This window comes from Streptomyces albofaciens JCM 4342 (assembly GCF_008634025.1).
GTDB lineage: Bacteria > Actinomycetota > Actinomycetes > Streptomycetales > Streptomycetaceae > Streptomyces > Streptomyces albofaciens.
This window is the reverse complement of record NZ_PDCM01000002.1, coordinates 4,434,736-4,450,330: the sequence shown is the minus strand read 5'-3', so window position 1 is coordinate 4,450,330 and position 15,595 is coordinate 4,434,736. Positions and strand designations below refer to the sequence as shown.

The following is a 15,595-nucleotide window of genomic DNA, read 5'->3' as shown; positions in this document are numbered from 1 at the left end:
TCTCGTCCCCCGGGGCGCACCGGTCGCACCGGTCGCTCCGGGGCCCCGGGGGCCGCCGCCGTACGGCCGGCCCCCGGGCCCGGGATCACTCGCCGGGGTGGGCGAGCTCGACGTCGTAGCCGTCGACCCCGCGCGCGTCGACCGTCAGGCCGTTGGCGACCGGCGGGTAGCCGCTCGCGATGACCGTGTAGTCGCCCGCGTCCAGGTCGGTGAAGGCGTACGCGCCGTCCTCACCGGTGGTGGAGGTGGCCACGACGTTGCCCGCTGCGTCCACGAGGGTGACCCGCGCGTCCGGCAGCGGCCGCCGCTCGGCTCCCGCCCGTACGACGCCCTGCACCCGGGCGCCGGACAGCAGCTCGATCTCGATCCGGGTCGTGCCCTGGCCGCCGACCTCGACCGGCAGCGCCGTCGGCCGGAAGTCGGCCGCGTTGACGGCGATGGTGTACGTGCCGGGGGCCAGCTCGTCGAAGGAGAAGTAACCCTCCGGCGCGGTCTTGCCGGTGGCCAGCACCTCGCCGCGTACGTCCGTGACCACGACCATCGCGTCCGCCACCGGCTCGCCGGTGACCGCGCTGCGGACCTGGCCGCCCAGGCCGCTGGTGCCGCTGAGCAGGATGTCGTAGGCGAGGGCCTGCTCGCCGACGACGACCGTGGACGCCTGCGGCTGGTGGCCGTCGGCCGCCGCGATCAGCACGTACGAACCGGCGCCGGGGGCGTTCAGCACGTACGAGCCGTTGGCCTCGACCACCGAGCGGCCGAGCTGGCGCCCGCTGAGCGAGATCAGTGTGACCGCGGAGTTCGCGACCGGGTGGCCCTCCGCGTTGCGTACGGAGCCGTGGATCGCCGGACCGGCCGGGACCTCGTCACCGCCGCCCGCCGAGGCGTACGCCGCCAGCGGCTGCGTGGCGGTGGCCGCCGCCGGCTGCTGCGCCCAGGAGGGCGCCGTGCCGTTGCCGTCCTGGCCCGCCGGGGCACCCGCGCCCACCAGGGCGGGCTCGGGCTGCGGCTGCGCCGCTGCCTGGGCGGCCGCGGCGGCCGGCTCGGCCTCGGGGGTCGCGGCCTGCGCCATGCCGCCCTGGGTCTTCAGCGCGACCTCCTTGATGAATAGCGTCAGCAGGAAGGCGAGCAGCGCGCACGGAGCCGCGTACAGGAAGACGTCGCCGACGCCGTGCCCGTAGGCGCTCTCCATGATCGTCCGGAACGGTGCCGGGAGGGCGTCCAGGTCCGGGATGCCACCGCCGCCGGAGCCGGCGCCGCCCTGGGCGAACTTCGCCGCGGCCTGCGGGCCGAGCTCCTGCACGCCGTCCTTGACGTAGTGCGTGACCCGGTTGGCGAGCACCGCGCCGAGCGCCGAGACGCCCACCGCGCCACCGAGGGAGCGGAAGAAGGTCACGACGGAGGAGGCGGAGCCGAGGTCCTGCGGGGCGACCTGGTTCTGCGTGCACAGCACCAGGTTCTGCATCATCATGCCGATGCCGAGGCCCATCAGCGCCATGAAGATCGCGATGTGCCAGTACTCGGTGTCGTAGCGGATGGTGCCCAGCAGGCCCAGGCCGGCGGTCACCAGCACGCCACCGGAGACCAGCCACGCCTTCCACTTGCCGGTCTTGGTGATGATCTGACCGGAAACGGTCGAGGAGACGAACAGGCCACCGATCATCGGGATCGTCATGATCCCGGACATCGTCGGGGACTTGTCCCGCGCCAGCTGGAAGTACTGGCTGAAGAAGACGGTGCCGGAGAACATCGCGATACCGACGAACAGCGAGGCCAGCGACGCGAGGGTGATCGTCTTGTTGCGGAACAGCCGCAGCGGGACGATCGGCTCGCTCGCCCTGGACTCCACGAAGACGAAGATCGCGCCCAGCACGATCGAGCCGCCGACCATGGCGAAGGTCTGCCAGGAGATCCAGTCGTACTTGTCACCGGCCAGCGTCACCCACACCAGCAGCAGCGAGACCGCCGCGCTGATGAAGAAGGCACCCGCCCAGTCGACCTTGACGTCCCGCTTGACCACGGGCAGCTTCAGGGTCTTCTGGAGGACGATCAGGGCGATCACCGCGAACGGCACGCCGACGTAGAAGCACCAGCGCCAGCCCATCCAGCTGGTGTCGGTGATGACGCCGCCCAGCAGCGGGCCGCCGACCGTGGCGACCGCGAAGGTCGCGCCGATGTAGCCGCTGTACCGCCCGCGCTCGCGCGGGGAGATCATCGCGGCCATGACGATCTGGGCCAGCGCGGACAGACCGCCCACGCCTATGCCCTGGACGACGCGGCACGCGATCAGCATGCCCGCGTTCTGCGACAGACCGGCCACCACCGAGCCCGCCACGTAGATCACCAGGGCGACCTGCACCAGCAGCTTCTTGCTGAACAGGTCGGAGAGCTTGCCCCACAGCGGGGTGGCCGCGGTCATCGCCAGCAGCGACGCGGTCACGACCCAGGTGTAGGCGCTCTGGCCGCCCTTGAGGTCATGGATGATCTCGGGCAGCGCGTTCGAGACGATCGTCGAGGACAGGATGGCGACGAACATGCCGAGCAGCAGCCCGGATATCGCCTCCATGATCTGACGGTGCGACATGGGCGCCCCGTCGGGAGCCGGGTGGCCCCCGTGCTTGGCGTGGCCGCCCCGCACACCGGATGGTGTGGTCGTAGCCATGTAGTTCCTTTTCATTCCGCGGGTGTGCGGGTCGTTTCGTGGTGCGCCCGGGTCCGGCAGTCGCCGAAGCTCGTGCGGAGCCGGGCGAGCAACTCGTTCAGCCGGCCGACGTCGCTGTCGGACCAGTCGTCCAGGTACCGGGCGAGTGATGCTGTGTAGCGTTCGGAGAGCTCCGCGAGGAGCAGCCGGCCACTCGGTGTCAGCCGCAGCAGCCGCGACCGCTTGTCCTGCGGATCGGGCTGCCGCTCGATCCAGCCGCGCTCGGCGACGTGCGCCACATGCCGGCTGGTGACCGACATGTCGATCGCCAGCAGCTCCGCCAGCTTGCTCATCCGCATCTCGCCGTACCGGTCGAGCAGCGTGAGCACCCCGGCCGAGGCGGGCGGACAGTCGGGCGGCAGGATCCGCCCCATCTCCCGCTTGACGGCGCCGATGGCACTGAGCTGCCGGGCCAGCTCCTCGTACTGACTCTGAGCGGCCATGGGCACCTCCGCACTTCTTCTTTTGTTGCCTAGAGCAACCGTAGAACCACTTGGTTGCTGAAGGCAAACGATTCTTGGGGGTGAGAAAGTAAAGGAACCCAAAAGGTTGGCAAGATCAACGGTCAAGGGGGCGAGAAGTCGCTGGTGGTGGGCGTGCTGGCACGACTGAGGGCCCCGGCGCGTCCGCGTCCGCCGAGGCCCTCGGTGTGCCAATCGCTCAGTCGCTTGCCGACGGCCCCCGCCGCCCCCGCAGCCCCTCGATGATCAGGCCGAGTCCGAACTCGAAGAGCCGGGTGAAGTCCGTGCTGGTGAGGGTGGGCAGGGTGGCGCTGAGGTGGGGGTACGTTCCTGCCGTCACCGCGTCGCGCAGGGTGCTGACGCTCTCGGGGGCTTCGTCCTCCGCCTGGAGTGCCGCCTGCTCCTCCAGGGTGTGGCCCGCGGTGTAGTTGACCACCGTGTAGAGGGCGCGGGCCGCGTCGTCGTCGCGGAAGCCCGCCTCTCGCAGTACGCCCACGAACGTGTTGGCGAAGCCGAGGACGCTGGAGCCGGTCGCGTGCGTGCCGGCGAATACGCGGGCGCCGTCGCGGTGGGCGAGGAGGGCGGTGCGGTGGGCGCGGGCGAGGGCGGTCAGGCGGGCGCTCCAGTCGTCGCCCCGGTTGCCGTCGCCGTCGCCGTCATCGCCGCCGTCGCCCGCGGCCTCGGCCGATTCGGCAACGCCCTCCAGCATCCGCTCCGCCATGGCGGTGAGCAGGTCCTGTTTGGTCGCGAAGTACCGGTACAGGGCGCCGGCCTGTACGCCCATCGCGTCGGCGAGCCGGCGCATGGTCAACGCGTCGAGGCCCGACTGATTCAGCAGGTCAAGTGCCGTTTCGAGGGTGCGCGCGCGGTCCAGCCGGGCGGGTCGGCCGCGGGCCGGGGTTGACGGTGAGCTCATGGGTCTCAGTATAGTGAACAGTGTTCACGTGAACGGTGTTCATTAAATGGTGGTTGCCGGACTGTTCTGGCTCCTGATCCGTGCTGATCCCTGACCTGGGAGGACAACTTCATGAACGTCGATGTGACCGTGGTGGGCGCCGGCCCGACCGGGCTGCTGCTCGCGAGCGAACTCGCGCTGGCCGGTGTACGGACCCGGATTCTGGAACGCCGTACGGAACCGCAGCGCGACTCGCGGGCGCTGACCCTGCACCCGCGCAGCGTGGAGCTGATGGAGCAGCGCGGGCTGCTGGACCGTTTCCTCCCGCTCGGCCGGACCGTCCCCGGCTGGCACTTCGCCCAGCTCCCCACCCGCCTGGACTTCTCCGTACTCGATTCCCGGCGCGGCTACACGCTGTTCCTCACCCAGGCCCGCACCGAGGAACTGCTGGCCGAGCGGGCCCGGGAGCTGGGTGTCGTGATCGAGCGCGGTTACGAGGTCACCGGACTGAGCCAGGAAGCCGACGGGGTGGACATCGAGGTGCGCGGCCAGGACGGCACCGTGGAAACCTTCCGTACCGGCTACGTCGTCGGCTGCGACGGCGGACGCAGCGTCGTACGGCAGTCCGCCGGAATCGCCTTCCCCGGCACCGACGAAACCCTCACCGGCGTGCTCGGCGACTTCGCGGTGACCGACCCCGACGCCCTCGACGCCGCCCGCGCGAGCGGCGTACTGGTCGCGCCGCTGGAGGACGGCCTGACGCGGATGGTCTTCATGGACCCGGAGCGGATGCGGGTGCCGGCCGGCGAGCCCGTGACCCTGGAGGAGTTCCGTACGTCCCTGACCCGGATATGCGGCACCGACTGCGGCATCGCCGCCCCCCGCTGGCTCTCCCGCTTCGGCAACGCCACCCGGCTCGCCGAGCGCTACCGCGCCGGCCGCGTCCTGCTGGCGGGCGACGCCGCGCACATCCACTTCCCCGCAGCGGGCCAGGGCCTGAACACCGGCCTCCAGGACGCGATGAACCTCGGCTGGAAGCTGGCCGCCGAGGTCAACGGGTGGGCGCCGCCCGGCCTGCTCGACAGTTACGACGCGGAACGTCGGCCCGTCGGACAGCAGGTCACCGAGAACACCGAGATCCAGACCCTGCTGTGGGAGCTGACGCTCGTACGGCAGTACCAGCGTCCCGGCGAGGCCCTGCGCAAGCTCTTCGACGAACTCCTGGGGATGGAGGAGGTCAACCGGATGCTCGCGGGGAGGGTGTCCGCGCTCGGTACGGCATACGAGCCGCCCGCACCCGGCGCGGACCCGCTGGTCGGGCGGCGGATGCCGGACATCGGCCTGAAGGCCGTCGCGTCGGAGGCGATACGGGTCTACGAACTGCTGCCCGCGGGCCGGTTCGTCCACCTCGACCTGGCGGGTGACGATCCGGACCTCGGGGCGGCCGTCTCGTCGGGGTGGGGCTCGCGCGTGACGACCGTGACCGTCACCGGCCGCGACGATCACCCGGACCTGGACGGCGTGACCGAGGTCCTGGTCCGGCCGGACGGGCATGTCGCCTGGGCGACGCGTACGACCGAGGTCGGGAACCGGCGAGCGGAGCGGCGCGCGGCGCTGGAGGCCTGGGCCGGGACGCCTGCCTGAGCTGTTGGCCGTTCCGGGGCGCGGGTCACCGGGGCAGCCGCTGGGTGACGCGCCACAGGCGGCGGGGCAGCTCGCCTTCCTCGAAGGCGTGGACGTCGTCCAGCCGCCAACCCTCGGCGAGGTCGTCGACCAGCCGGCGCGGGAAGAAGTGCACGGCGAAGCCACCGTGCTCGTAGATGTCGTCGCCGTGGACGAGGCCGGTGCCGTAGTGGGCGTCGCCGGTGTGGCGCACGGTGTAGACGAAGGTTCCGCCGGGCCGCAGTACGCGGCGGATCTCGGCGACCACCGCGTGGATCTCCTCGGTGGACAGCGCCATGCACAGCAACATGTGCGCGAAGGCGGCGTCCACCGAGGAGTCCGGCAGCGGCAGCGGTTCACGTACGTCGTGCACCAGGCATGTCACCCGCTCGGCCAGCCCCTCCGCACCGGCCGCCCGCCGGAGTTGTGCCAGCCCGGCGGCGGAGAAGTCGGTTGCCCGGACGGCGAAGCCCTCGCGGGCGAAGTGGAGCGCGTCCCGGCCGTGCCCGGCCCCCAGTTCCAGCACGTCCCGCACCCCGGCGGACCGGAAGACCACGGCGGCGTACCGCGCGGGGGCGCTGGGCCGGTAACCGTACATACCGGGGTTCGAGACGTAGGTCCGCTGCCAGTGCGCGTGCTGCGCGTCGGGCAGCTCCGGTCTGTCGGTGTTCATGCGGCCGTGCTCCTTCCGCGTTCGGGTCCGGCCCGGCACGGGCACGGGGTGTCCGCAGGCGTGTCCCCGGACCATGCTGCGCCGTCAGCGGGCACGAGAGCGAAAGATCTTCACCCATCGGCGCCGCGGACCGGGCACGCGTCCGGGGAAAACGGTCCGCGCGCCCGGCAACTGTGCTGTGACGCACGGGGCCCAGGGGTGTGCCGGGCATGCCCGGTTCGCTAGGGTCCTGGCCTATGGCGAACTACCAGCAGAACCCGGCCAACGGCAACCAGGACCCGGCCGGCAGCACGCAGATGTTCCGCGCCTTCGTGGACGAGGGCGCGCCCCAGGGCGGCGGCCGCCGGGCCGCGGCGCAGCAGCAGTCCTCCGGCCCCCGCATCGGCGTCATCGTCGGCGTGATCGTCGCGATCGCGGTCGTCGTCGGCGCGGCATGGCTCGCCCTGTCCTGACCGTACGTACGTATGCCTGTAGGTATGCCTGTACGTATGCCTGTACGTATGCCTACGGGCCGTCCCTCCCGTACGTGACGGCCTGACGCCCCCTCACTCGGCCGCCGCCAAGCGGCCGACGCCCTTCTCTCCGCCCCCCACGCCAAGGCCGGGAACCCGCCGGCCTCGGCTGTCGGCCACCCGCAGCGCGTCGTGCAGGGCCTCGACCAACCGGTTGGCGAGATAGCGCAGTTCACCGGCCGACGCGTCGGCGTTGCCGAGCAGCGCCCCGGCGCGGTCGAGCAACGCCGTGCCCATGTCGAGCTGGGCCGCCTCCATGTCATCGGCGAACCGTGACACGTACCCGTCACCGTCCGTGGACAGCAGACTCTGCTTCCTGTCCTCCTGCGCCCGGGGCAGCACACGCAGCCCCGGCGGCGGGCCCTCTTCTCCCCGTCGGCCCTTGCTCTCGCTCCCGCTCTCGCTCTCGCTCATACGGCGAACTCCCCGAGCATCGTGCGGAGGCGCGCGTCGCGCCGGACCTGCCATTCGTGCGCGCGCGCTTCGAAGGCGGTGAGGTACGGGCGTACGAGGGGGGAGGCGTCGCCGTCGTACGGCAGGTCGAGCGCGCGTCCCGCCAGTGGCGCGAGCCCGGCGATCGGGGTGGGGGTGGGGGTGGGGCGTACGGGCGCGCGGAGAGTTGTGAAGGGCGTAATCGGCGACGGCAGGAGGAGTTCCCTCGCCCTTGCCGTGAATCGGCGGATACGGTGGCGCATGTCGGCGCTCTTTTCGTTTGTTGGGTGCGCTGGCCGTGCCCCGGGGGTGGTCGCACACCCGCCGGGGCTTTAGTGCAGGAAGCCTACATGCGCGTTCTACGGGTGTTGGCGAGTAATCTATAGATTCCCTCGTACGGAGTATCTCGCCTGGCACGGGGTAGCTTGCTTAGCGTGCTTCAGTGATGGAATTTGCCCCTGAGCGACCTCGCTAGCACCAAGTCGCCGATGTGATCCGTGAACGGATTGCGGACGGTACGTACTCGCCTGGGGAACGCGTTCCATCAGTGCTTCAGCTGCAGGAGGAGTTCGGCATCGCGGCTGTCACCGCCCACAAGGTGCACCGCGGTCTGCGGGCGGAGGGCCTGATCAAAACCGAGCCAGGACTTGGGTCTTTCGTCTCGCGACAAGCGGGGACCGGGAATGAGCAGTCACGGGCAGAGAGCCCGCGCTCGAAGTGGGAGCAGGTCGCTGAAGTAGTGCGGTCGCGCATCGCCAGCGGCGAGTACCCTCCGCGCCACCTGATCTCCGAGGTGAAGCTTGAACAGGAGTTCGGCGTAGCGCGCGTAACCGTACGGAAGGCCACTGCCGCCCTCCGGGGAGAGGGCCTGATCGTTACGACGCCCGGTATGGGGTCGTTCGTTGCGGTGGATGGTCCGGGTGACGGGGGCCGGAGCCCCGAGAAGGCGTAGCTAGGTCGGTAGCTCGTGCCAAGGTCGTCGGTCACAAGGTGCTGTTGTCCAAGGCCGGATCGAGCGGGGGCTGGGAGGCTCAGCGGGGTGCCGTACGGCAGCGGGCCGGTGGCCCGGTCGTAACCGGGCCGGCCAGATCCGGCAAACAGCGTGGGAGCACGCTGCTGCTGACGGCCTCCCGTCCGTTCAACGCCCCTGGCCGACCGTAAGGCACGACCGGTCCGAGCCGGGATGGCAGTCCGCCATCTACCCCCGATCGGAACCCGGCGCGCCCGCGCCGGCCGCGGCCGGCTCCGGGTTCGTGCGCAGGATGTCCCGGGCCTGTTCCGCCGCGCGGGCGATGCTCTCGCCGACGAAGTCCACGAAGCGGGCGATGTTTTCGAGGCGGGCGGCGGCCGGGGTGTCGGGGCCGAGGACGCTGACGCCCTGGCGTGCGGCCGCGGCGAGCTGGGCGTGGGACCGGACGGCGGCGATCATGCTCTGGTACCAGACGTCGTCGTCGACGACGTACCGCTCGCGGCGGCGTTCGTCGCGTTCCCGGCGGATGAGGCCCTGGGCTTCGAGGAACGCGATCGCCTTGGAGATGGACGCCGGGCTGACCTGGAGGCGCTGGACGAGTTCGGACGCGGTGAGGCTGCCCGCGTCGGTGGTGTAGAGGCAGGTCAGCACCCGGGACATCATCTTGGGCAGGCCCTGCTGCATGAGGAGGGTCGTGAACATCTCCTCGTACTCGCGCACGGCCTCCGTATCGCGCCCGTGCGTCTGCGGGGGCGGCTGCTGCCCACGGGGAGCGGACTGCCGGCGCCGGTGGGCGCGGCGTTCGGTGGCGCGGTGGGCCAGGTCGGCGCGGTAGGCGGTGGGGCCGCCGTTGCGCATCACCTCACGCGTGACCGTCGAGGTGGGGCGGTCGAGGCGTCGGGCGATCTCCGCGTAGGCGAGTCCGTCGGCCAACCCCAGCGCGATCTGCTGACGTTCCTGCTGGGTGAGCCTGCCTCCCGGCATCGCGCACTTCCCTTCGTACTTTCCTGAGGGCTTCAGCATAGCGTTCAGTCTCAGCTCAATGCAACGGGCGGTGTGATTCGCGTTGCGTTAGATAGACGTCCAGTGCAACGAAATAGGCGGTTTGAACTGGACTTTTATGATTACGATGCAACGATGTGATTGCGCAGTTCATGAACGCAACGTAGCGTTTCTCGTGTCGGAAACAGTCAGCGCAAAGGAGAGCACCATGCAGAAGTTCGCCACCCCCGCCCCCGTCTCCGCCGTCCTCGACATCCCCGCGGGCCGCGTGCAGTTCATCGCCGCCGACCGGGCCGACACCACCGTCGAGGTGCGGCCCGCGAACGCCTCGAAGGGGCGCGACGTGAAGGCGGCGGAGCTGGTGGAGGTCGAGTACAAGGAGGGTGTCCTGCGGATCGAGGCGCCGGCGGCGAAGAACCAGTACTTCGGGCCCTCCGGGGCGGTCGAGGTGACGGTCCAGTTGCCCGCCGGGTCCCGTATCGAAGGGAAGGCGGCCTGCGCCGAGTTCCGGGGCGTCGGGCGGTTCGGCGAGGTCGCCTTCGAGGGAGCGAGCGGCGCGGTCAAGCTGGACGAGGCGGAGAGCGTGCGCCTCACCGCCCTCGACGGTGACGTGTCGGTCGGCCGCCTCAACGGTCCCGCGGAGATCAGCACGGAGAAGGGCGACATCCGGATCACCGAGGCCGTACGCGGCACGGTCGTGCTGAGCACCCAGGCCGGTGACGTGTCGGTCGGCGCCGCCCGCGGGGTCTCCGCCTCCCTGGACGCCGGCACTTCGTACGGCCGGATCCGCAACGAACTCAAGAACGCCGACGGCGCCGCCGGTCTGGAGATCCACGCGACCACCGCGCACGGCGACATCGTCGCCCGCAGCCTCTGAGGGGCGGGCGCAAGGCCCCCGGCGTTACGGCCGTTGGGTCACGGGCAGGTCCAGCACGCCCCCGGCTGTGTCGCCGCCGGGGGCGTGCGAGGCGGCTGATCGCTCGCCGCCGGTCGTGCGCAGGTCAGCCGCAGGCGCCGGCCGGTTGTGTGCGTGTCACGAGATCGCGTTTGCCGGTGGTCGTGTCGATCCACACCACCTGCCGGGCGCCGGCGGAGGCGGGCAGGATCTGGTCACCGCTGTTGCAGGAGACCCGCTCGCGGTGCTCACCGCCCGGCGAGAACTGCCACAGTTTGGTCGCGCTCTCGGGGCCCGCCGTGCCGCCGGCGGTTCGGGTTCCGGCGGTTCGAGCGCTGACGGTTCGAGCGCCGACGGTTTGTGCGGCGGCGGTTCGTGCGGCGACGGTCACCGCGTCCTCGGAGGCGGTCAGGCCGTCGATGATCAGTGCGTTCCCGCCCGAGGCCGGGCTGATGACGACGGGGTCCGAGCCGTCCAGGTTCGCCCGGTGCAGCGCCCTCGGCCTGTTCTCTCCGTCCTCCACCTCCAGCCAGTAGACGTACCGGGAGGTGATGGCGGTCGGCGCGGGGAGTTTGGCATGGGCCACCACGGTGCGTCGGCCGGTCGCGACATCCAGGACGGCTATCCGGCAGAGGGTGCCGGTGCTGCCGGTGTATTTGCAGTCGTTGAAGGCGATCCTGCCGTCGTGCAGGGACGGGGCGCTCGTCGAGGTCGTCCGCGGGTTTCCGCCCCCTGTGGGCGGGATGCTGACCGGATCGCCCTCACCCATCCGCAGGTACACCGCACGCGTGGTGCGGCTCTTGTAGCCGACATCCGTGTAGGTCACGGTCTTTCCCTCGACGCCCAGCGTGGTGAAGGCGCAGCCGATGCCCTGACTGGAGGTCAGCTGCTGTACCGGCCCGCCGTCGAGCGGCCGCGCCAGGAGGTAGCACCACCGGTCTTGGTAGGCCGCCCACACCACGGTCTTCCCGTCGGTGACCGGATGCACGTGGTGGCGTCCGTCGTCGGGGCTGATCAGCTTCTTCTCGCCGGTGCCGTCCAGGCGCCCGGCCCACACCGCGTACGGCGGCGAGCCGCCTTCGGCGGCCGTGGACGCGGTCCACCAGCCGCCCCCCGCACCGGGTGCGCCGTTTCCACCGGCCGTATTGGTTCCGGCCAGCAGTACGTCGGAGTCCACATCGACGGAGCGCCCCTGGCCGGACACCGTGCCGTGCCCGGTGTACGCCCGCTCCGCTCCGCCGGGTGGCGCCGCGGCGGCCACCGCCCCGGCGGGAACTGCTGGAAAGACGAGTGCGGCGACGCCTAACAGCGCCGCCGCACTCCTTGCCCCGCATCGCCCGGTGAACGTTCTTCGTCCAGCCGCATGAACCTTGGGTCTTGGCACAGCCATGCCCCCTCCGTGAGATGCCGTACGGCAGCACACATGCAACCGGCACATGCCTTCCCGGGCAAAGCAGCGGCCATGTCCGTAGACGTTTTCCGGCCTGGTGCCGAGCGCGTCCCTCCTACGTCCTACGCGTCCGCCACCTCGTGCCGGTGCGGCTCCCCTTCCTCGTACCGGTACAGCTCCGGTACGGACACCTTGATCGGCTCCTGCGTGGTCCGGGCGATGAGGACGACGACGGGCTCGTCCGGGTCGGGGTTCTCCTCGCGGTGCGGGACGAACGGCGGGACGAGCAGGAAGTCGCCCGGGCCCGCCTCGACCCGTACCTCCCGGGTGCCGTCGTGGTAGACGAAGACGGGGTGGCCGCTGACCACGTAGATCCCCGCCTCCGAGTCGCCGTGGTGGTGGTTGTCCGTCGCACTCAGCGGCGGGTTCTCCACCAGGCCCATCCACAGTCGCTTCGAGCCGACGGTGTGGCCGCTGAGGGCGGTGTGGCCGTCCAGCTCGCCGGCGCGGACGTGGTGGACGCGGTCGGGCTTCGGCGTGCTGTCGTGGGTGTTCCGCGTGGTCCCGGTGCCGCCTTGAGTGGTCATGGTGTGGCCCCCTGGTTCTCTCAATGGCCCTGTGGAGGCAACAGGGTGCGGTCACCACTGCCGGAGCGGCAAATTTCTTTGCTGAGGTGGCAATCGGTCCATCAGTACTTGCAGTGCATCAGTGCTTCCGGGCCCATCAGCGCTTGCCGTGCATCAGCGCTTCCGTCCCATCAGCGCTTGCAGTGCACCAATGCTTCCGCCCCCATCAGCGCGTACAGCCCGCCAGTTCTTCCGGCCGCCCATTGGGCAATCAGTCTCCGGTTGTCCCGGTTCCGGAGATGAATTCCCGGAGCCTGTCGTGCTGCTGCCGGGGGATGTCGTCGCGGACCGCGCCGCTGTAGGAGGCGATGACACCACCGGTGCGTACGACGGTGACGGGTACGGTCTGGTCCATCGGAATGCCTTTGATGGTCCAGGTGTAGGCGACCGCGTCGTCCCCGGCCTTCGGGGCGGACCACGGGCCGACGGTGACCGACCCGGTCTGGTCCCCGAACGCGAGGGTGTAGAGGCTGAATGCGTCGCACGACGGCAGGGCCCCCTTGAGGGACGCCATCACCGCCTTCGCCTCCTCGACGGAGTAACTGGCCAGGGTGAGCTGGTGGAACTTGGTGTAGTCGGAGTAAGTGTGTACGAGGAACTGCGGTGTTATCTCGGACCACACTCTCGCCGTGGGCCGGTGCAGTAGGTGGTCCAGCTCGAAATCGACCAGAGCCTCGCAGGCCGGGGGAGCGTCCGGGTAGAGCTTCGAGCGCTCGGGCGGGTGGTCGGCGGTTCCTGCGGTACCGCTGGGCGGGTGTGCTGTCGCGCGCGGCTCTTCCGGCCGGGCGACGTAGCCCCGGAAGGTTTTCCCGGAGGGCAGCAGCGACCTCAGGTCCGCCTCGGTCAGCGGCTCGGAATGGGGTGGCTGCGTCGGCCGCGCGGGCTTCGCCGAGCCGCAGGACGTGGTGGCCGTAAGACAGACGGTGACCGTTACGGCCGCCACCGCGGTGCGCAGAAAACGAGACATCAGCCCCCCTGATAACCCCCTGGTCGAGCCGCCATTCTGCATCCGCGAGGGGAACATGGCGGAATGGTGTCGGTGTGACCTCGGCCCTGCGCCCGAATTAATCGGTCGCCCGCGACAACGCCGATTGACATCATGCCGGGGCCGCATTGTGTGTACGTATCCCCTCGTACGAGAGAGGCCACCACCCCATGCCCCTGGTCCCCGCCGACCCCAACGCCCTGCACCCGATGCCGGGTCAGCCGCGCGTGGTGCTCCTCAAGCCCCTCGTCACCTCGCCGTTGATCGAGGTCGGCGAGTTCTCGTACTACGACGACCCGGACGACCCGACCGCGTTCGAGACGCGCAACGTGCTGTACCACTACGGGCCCGAGAAGCTGGTCATCGGGAAGTTCTGCGCGCTCGGCGAGGGGGTGCGGTTCATCATGAACGGCGCCAACCACCGGATGGACGGCCCCTCGACGTTCCCCTTCCCGATCATGGGCGGCTCCTGGTCCGACCACTTCGACCTGATCAGCGGGCTGCCGGGCCGGGGCGACACCGTGGTCGGCAACGACGTGTGGTTCGGCTACCGGTCCATGGTCATGCCCGGTGTACGGATCGGGCACGGGGCGGTCATCGCCTCCGGGGCCGTCGTGGTGGACGACGTACCCGATTACGGCATCGTCGGCGGCAACCCGGCCAAGCTGATCCGCCGCCGCTACGACGACGAGGACGTGGCGCGCCTGCTGGAGCTGGCCTGGTGGGACTGGCCGGTCGAGCACATCACGGAGCATGTGCGGACGATCATGTCGGGGTCGGTGGAGGAGCTGGCGGCCGTGGCGCCGAAGGGGTGACCGTACGGGGCCGCGCTCAGCCGTCCCGGCGGCGCGCGCCCGCCGCCCGCAGCACCGCCGCCGTCTCCGGGTGCGGCTGGAACTCCTTCGTGGCCCAGTCGAGCGGCGCGTATCCGGTGCCGCCGTCCTCACGGAGGTTCGGGTCCGCGCCGTGGGCGAGGAGTTCCCGTACGACATCGAGGTGGCCCCAGGCCGCCGCCGCGCACAGCGGGGTGCCCTCCGAACCGTGCCCGCTCTCCGCGTCCGGCTCGGCACCGGCGGCCAGGAGCAGGCGGGCGGCGGCCGCGTCGCCGTGCACGGACGCGGCGTACAGGGGTGTCGTACCGTCGGCGTTCGCGGTGCCCGGCTGCGCCCCGGCCCGCAGCAGCGCGGCGACCTCGCGGGTCTCGCCGAACATCACGGCCGACACCAGCCGGGCGGCGAGTTTCTTCCGCCGTCGACGGTTCATCGATGTCCCCTCGTCCGTACGCCTGCGGGCTGCTCCGGCAGTGCCTCCGGCAGCACGCCCGGCCGCAGCCCCGGCGACAGTTCCGGCAGCAGCGCCGGCACGTCGGCGAACGCCGCGTCCGCCGGCCGGCAGGCCTTCCCGGCCGTCTCACCGGCGAAGCTGAAGATACCGGCCAGCTCCGGGCCGCGCCGTCCCCAGGCCACCAGCGGGCTGCCGCTGTCCCCGTAACACATCGCCGCGGGAGTGCGGCCCGCGTGTTCCGCGCGCACATCGCGCGCGCAGAAGACCGACGCCTCGTCCACCACCGCCGGCGTCTGGGCGGCGCACCGCTGGTGGGTGCGTACGGTGAGGTCGCCGCGGCGCAGTACGTCGCCGCGGACGTCCTGACCGGGCGGGGACGTTTCGGGGTCGCCCGTCAGACCGTGGCTGAAGATCGATACGGGCGTGCCGGGCCGCGGCCGGTGCCGGGCGACGGGGAGCGGCCGGACGCCGCGTACCGGTGCGCTGAGCCGTATCTCGGCCAGGTCGTTCGCCGCGGAGGACCATTCCGGCTTGGTGGGGTCGGCGGGGGACGGCAGGATCTCGTAGCGGGGGTGCAGGGTGACGCTGCGGACGTCCCGTACCGTGCCCGGGTCCTTCGACAGCACCGAGGAGCCGAGGTGCACCTCCAGCGTGTGTACGTCCCCGCCGGCCAGGCAGTGGGCCGCGGTGAGCACCCGGTCCGGCGCGACGAGCACACCACCGCAGGACGCCCGCCCCAGCAGCGGTCCGTCGCCCTTCACGGCCAGCGTCGCGAGCCAGGGCGCGGCGCCGGGGCGGGGCAACTGTGTGCCTCCGGACATGGCCGCCGCCGTGCCCCCGGTCCCTATGGCCGTGCCGGCACCGGCCAGCAGGACGGCGCTCAGGGCCGCCACCCCGGCTCGCTTCCCCCGCCCCGTCGTACGCCCGGCCGCGCGCCACTTCCCCAGCATGCCCACTCCCCTGATCTCCCGACCCCCGGTCCTCGCAACTGTGCTGCTTTCTGCACCAGTTGCCGCTGTGCCGAAGATCGAATGTAGTGGCGGGACGGGCGGAAGTAGTCAGCCTTCGGTCGCGTCGGCGGTCATCCCGGGGAGTGACGACCCTGAGGGC

17 protein-coding genes are annotated in these 15,595 nt (G+C 71.0%); 5 read left to right on the top strand and 12 right to left on the bottom strand.

What is annotated here, in order from left to right:
• Positions 1–85: 85 nt before the first annotated feature.
• The 3 genes from CP973_RS39555 to CP973_RS39545 form a co-directional block, all read right to left on the bottom strand.
• Positions 86–2,581 carry an MFS transporter gene (locus CP973_RS39555; protein ID WP_466123855.1) on the bottom strand — a complete coding sequence of 832 codons (2,496 nt, stop codon included), beginning with the start codon at positions 2,579–2,581 and terminating at the stop codon, positions 86–88.
• Between the two features lie 89 nt (positions 2,582–2,670).
• On the bottom strand, positions 2,671–3,141 hold the full coding sequence (locus tag CP973_RS39550; protein ID WP_150249936.1) for a MarR family winged helix-turn-helix transcriptional regulator: 471 nt from the start codon (positions 3,139–3,141) through the stop codon (positions 2,671–2,673).
• Between the two features lie 217 nt (positions 3,142–3,358).
• Complete coding sequence (locus CP973_RS39545; RefSeq protein ID WP_150249933.1) at positions 3,359–4,075, bottom strand: TetR/AcrR family transcriptional regulator; 717 nt, start codon at positions 4,073–4,075, stop codon at positions 3,359–3,361.
• A 111-nt stretch (positions 4,076–4,186) separates the two neighbouring features.
• Between CP973_RS39545 and CP973_RS39540 the strand changes: the two genes are divergently transcribed.
• Complete coding sequence (locus tag CP973_RS39540; RefSeq protein ID WP_150249930.1) at positions 4,187–5,698, top strand: monooxygenase; 1,512 nt, start codon at positions 4,187–4,189, stop codon at positions 5,696–5,698.
• Positions 5,699–5,723: 25 nt separating this feature from the next.
• On the opposite strand, the gene CP973_RS39535 is transcribed toward CP973_RS39540, so the two are convergent.
• On the bottom strand, positions 5,724–6,389 hold the full coding sequence (locus CP973_RS39535) for a class I SAM-dependent methyltransferase (RefSeq protein WP_150249927.1): 666 nt from the start codon (positions 6,387–6,389) through the stop codon (positions 5,724–5,726).
• Between the two features lie 236 nt (positions 6,390–6,625).
• Between CP973_RS39535 and CP973_RS39530 the strand changes: the two genes are divergently transcribed.
• On the top strand, positions 6,626–6,841 hold the full coding sequence (locus tag CP973_RS39530; protein ID WP_030602234.1) for a hypothetical protein: 216 nt from the start codon (positions 6,626–6,628) through the stop codon (positions 6,839–6,841).
• 93 nt (positions 6,842–6,934) lie between these two features.
• On the opposite strand, the gene CP973_RS39525 is transcribed toward CP973_RS39530, so the two are convergent.
• Together CP973_RS39525 and CP973_RS39520 are read right to left on the bottom strand one after the other, a co-directional pair.
• A complete protein-coding gene (locus CP973_RS39525) occupies positions 6,935–7,315 on the bottom strand; it encodes a hypothetical protein (RefSeq protein WP_150249924.1) in 381 nt (126 codons plus the stop codon).
• Positions 7,312–7,596, bottom strand: a complete 285-nt coding sequence (locus tag CP973_RS39520) for a hypothetical protein (RefSeq protein ID WP_150249922.1) — start codon at positions 7,594–7,596, stop codon at positions 7,312–7,314. The genes CP973_RS39525 and CP973_RS39520 overlap by 4 nt, the downstream gene beginning before the upstream one ends.
• A gap of 227 nt (positions 7,597–7,823) precedes the next feature.
• Here CP973_RS39520 and CP973_RS41705 point away from each other — a divergent pair, with 227 nt between their 5' ends.
• Positions 7,824–8,285: a GntR family transcriptional regulator gene (locus tag CP973_RS41705; RefSeq protein WP_341874880.1), complete on the top strand. Its 462-nt coding sequence runs from the start codon at positions 7,824–7,826 to the stop codon at positions 8,283–8,285.
• Positions 8,286–8,531: 246 nt separating this feature from the next.
• On the opposite strand, the gene CP973_RS39510 is transcribed toward CP973_RS41705, so the two are convergent.
• Positions 8,532–9,287, bottom strand: coding sequence for a GbsR/MarR family transcriptional regulator (locus CP973_RS39510; RefSeq protein ID WP_150249920.1), 756 nt, complete (start codon positions 9,285–9,287; stop codon positions 8,532–8,534).
• A gap of 226 nt (positions 9,288–9,513) precedes the next feature.
• On the opposite strand from CP973_RS39510, the gene CP973_RS39505 reads away from it, so the two are divergent.
• Entirely contained in the window at positions 9,514–10,182 is a 669-nt protein-coding gene (locus CP973_RS39505) for a DUF4097 family beta strand repeat-containing protein (protein ID WP_150249918.1), read from the top strand.
• A 124-nt stretch (positions 10,183–10,306) separates the two neighbouring features.
• Here the strand turns inward: CP973_RS39505 and CP973_RS39500 are convergent, their stop codons facing one another.
• From CP973_RS39500 to CP973_RS39490, 3 genes are all read right to left on the bottom strand, one after another.
• Positions 10,307–11,461, bottom strand: a complete 1,155-nt coding sequence (locus CP973_RS39500) for a hypothetical protein (RefSeq protein ID WP_150249915.1) — start codon at positions 11,459–11,461, stop codon at positions 10,307–10,309.
• Positions 11,462–11,712: 251 nt separating this feature from the next.
• On the bottom strand, positions 11,713–12,177 hold the full coding sequence (locus CP973_RS39495) for a cupin domain-containing protein (RefSeq protein ID WP_150249912.1): 465 nt from the start codon (positions 12,175–12,177) through the stop codon (positions 11,713–11,715).
• A 250-nt stretch (positions 12,178–12,427) separates the two neighbouring features.
• Complete coding sequence (locus CP973_RS39490) at positions 12,428–13,183, bottom strand: hypothetical protein (RefSeq protein ID WP_150249909.1); 756 nt, start codon at positions 13,181–13,183, stop codon at positions 12,428–12,430.
• A 188-nt stretch (positions 13,184–13,371) separates the two neighbouring features.
• On the opposite strand from CP973_RS39490, the gene CP973_RS39485 reads away from it, so the two are divergent.
• Positions 13,372–14,016, top strand: a complete 645-nt coding sequence (locus CP973_RS39485; RefSeq protein ID WP_150249906.1) for a CatB-related O-acetyltransferase — start codon at positions 13,372–13,374, stop codon at positions 14,014–14,016.
• 16 nt (positions 14,017–14,032) lie between these two features.
• Here the strand turns inward: CP973_RS39485 and CP973_RS39480 are convergent, their stop codons facing one another.
• Positions 14,033–14,464 (bottom strand): ankyrin repeat domain-containing protein, encoded by a 432-nt coding sequence (locus CP973_RS39480; protein ID WP_150249902.1) that lies wholly within the window; start codon positions 14,462–14,464, stop codon positions 14,033–14,035.
• Positions 14,461–15,435, bottom strand: coding sequence for a S1 family peptidase (locus CP973_RS39475; RefSeq protein ID WP_167538605.1), 975 nt, complete (start codon positions 15,433–15,435; stop codon positions 14,461–14,463). The genes CP973_RS39480 and CP973_RS39475 overlap by 4 nt, the downstream gene beginning before the upstream one ends.
• Positions 15,436–15,595 lie beyond the last annotated feature (160 nt).

Coding starts and splice junctions, on each gene's coding strand:
- CP973_RS39555 (WP_466123855.1), bottom strand. CDS start 2,581: ATGTCGCACCGTCAGATCATGGAGGCGATATCCGGGCTGCTGCTCGGC.
- CP973_RS39550 (WP_150249936.1), bottom strand. CDS start 3,141: ATGGCCGCTCAGAGTCAGTACGAGGAGCTGGCCCGGCAGCTCAGTGCC.
- CP973_RS39545 (WP_150249933.1), bottom strand. CDS start 4,075: ATGAGCTCACCGTCAACCCCGGCCCGCGGCCGACCCGCCCGGCTGGAC.
- CP973_RS39540 (WP_150249930.1), top strand. CDS start 4,187: ATGAACGTCGATGTGACCGTGGTGGGCGCCGGCCCGACCGGGCTGCTG.
- CP973_RS39535 (WP_150249927.1), bottom strand. CDS start 6,389: ATGAACACCGACAGACCGGAGCTGCCCGACGCGCAGCACGCGCACTGG.
- CP973_RS39530 (WP_030602234.1), top strand. CDS start 6,626: ATGGCGAACTACCAGCAGAACCCGGCCAACGGCAACCAGGACCCGGCC.
- CP973_RS39525 (WP_150249924.1), bottom strand. CDS start 7,315: ATGAGCGAGAGCGAGAGCGGGAGCGAGAGCAAGGGCCGACGGGGAGAA.
- CP973_RS39520 (WP_150249922.1), bottom strand. CDS start 7,596: ATGCGCCACCGTATCCGCCGATTCACGGCAAGGGCGAGGGAACTCCTC.
- CP973_RS39510 (WP_150249920.1), bottom strand. CDS start 9,287: ATGCCGGGAGGCAGGCTCACCCAGCAGGAACGTCAGCAGATCGCGCTG.
- CP973_RS39505 (WP_150249918.1), top strand. CDS start 9,514: ATGCAGAAGTTCGCCACCCCCGCCCCCGTCTCCGCCGTCCTCGACATC.
- CP973_RS39495 (WP_150249912.1), bottom strand. CDS start 12,177: ATGACCACTCAAGGCGGCACCGGGACCACGCGGAACACCCACGACAGC.
- CP973_RS39490 (WP_150249909.1), bottom strand. CDS start 13,183: ATGTCTCGTTTTCTGCGCACCGCGGTGGCGGCCGTAACGGTCACCGTC.
- CP973_RS39485 (WP_150249906.1), top strand. CDS start 13,372: ATGCCCCTGGTCCCCGCCGACCCCAACGCCCTGCACCCGATGCCGGGT.
- CP973_RS39480 (WP_150249902.1), bottom strand. CDS start 14,464: ATGAACCGTCGACGGCGGAAGAAACTCGCCGCCCGGCTGGTGTCGGCC.
- CP973_RS39475 (WP_167538605.1), bottom strand. CDS start 15,435: ATGCTGGGGAAGTGGCGCGCGGCCGGGCGTACGACGGGGCGGGGGAAG.